The sequence below is a fragment of the Bifidobacterium aemilianum genome, assembly GCF_003315635.1.
GTDB classification, from domain to species: Bacteria; Actinomycetota; Actinomycetes; order Actinomycetales; family Bifidobacteriaceae; genus Bifidobacterium; species Bifidobacterium aemilianum.
Genome location: NZ_PDCG01000018.1, coordinates 1 through 1,226, shown reverse-complemented (window position 1 = coordinate 1,226; position 1,226 = coordinate 1). Strand labels below are relative to the sequence as shown.

The following is a 1,226-nucleotide window of genomic DNA, read 5'->3' as shown; positions in this document are numbered from 1 at the left end:
TCCGCATGCAAAGCCCCGTCTACTGCGGCACCGCCAACGGGCCCAGCGGCAACACCAACTGCGGCGGCTACACCCCCGTCAGCGGCTACGGCAACCTGGTCCTCTCCGGCACCATCACCCAGAAGGTCACCTCCAGCAACGGGTCCTGCACCATCGACTCCAGCAGCATCCTCACCTGCCTGACCAACAGCGACGACCACCTGGCCAAAGCCGTGGCCCAAACCCTGGGCAAGAGCGTGAACGACACCCTCACCAGCCAGGACCTGGCCACCACCAACCTGAACCTGGCCAACAGCCAGATCGACGACCTGACCCACATCGACCTCTTCTGGCAAGCCACCGACCTCAACCTGAGCCACAACCAGATCAACGACATCAAACCCCTCGAACCCCTGTCCACCAAACTCACCAACCTGCACCTGAGCCACAACCAGATCAACGACATCACCGGCCTGGACACCCTCACCAACCTGACCCAACTGGACCTGGGCTCCAACAACCTGGACAACACCCACCTGGCCCCCCTGGGAACAGGCAGCCTGACCAAGCTCCAAAAACTGTGGCTGGACCACAACCACCTCACCGACCTCACCGACCTGGGCAACATGTGGTACAGGGCCGACGTCAAGCTGCCGGCCCTGCGCTACTTGGACGCCTCGGGCCAATCGGTCACCATGCCCGACCTACCCGCCGACCTGACCCAGCCCGTGACCCTGGGACCCGCCAAATTCAAACGGGACGGCTCGTCCACCCGGTTCGCGCAGCCCAGTAGCGGCAGAGGAACCACCACCATCACCGACATCGCCTCAAACACAAGCGTCGCCGCGCGTGAGGCGGCCGCGCCACCGGCGCCCAGCCCCACCACCGGCGCCCGCTACCACGACGGCACCCCCGGAGGCGCCACCACCTGGGGCAAGGACGGCAGCTACGAGGCGGCCATCCCCAAAGCCGATGACGGGACCATGACCTGGCCCAGACGAGGAGCCGGCACCTACACCTACGGCTTCCGCATGCAAAGCCCCGTCTACTGCGGCACCGCCAACGGGCCCAGCGGCAACACCAACTGCGGCGGCTACACCCCCGTCAGCGGCTACGGCAACCTGGTCCTCTCCGGCACCATCACCCAGAAGGTGTATAAGTATGATGTGACGTTCGACCCGCAGAACGGGTCAAGCCCATGGACCGAACACGTCTACGGCGACTACGCGACCAGACCCGTGAACAAC

Annotated in this window: 1 protein-coding gene; it reads left to right on the top strand. The window is 65.0% G+C overall.

Going from position 1 to position 1,226, the window contains the following annotated elements; genetic code table 11:
- Nucleotides 1-1,226: leucine-rich repeat domain-containing protein (locus CRD60_RS08175; protein ID WP_130473087.1), on the top strand; the 1,226-nt coding region annotated here is incomplete at both ends.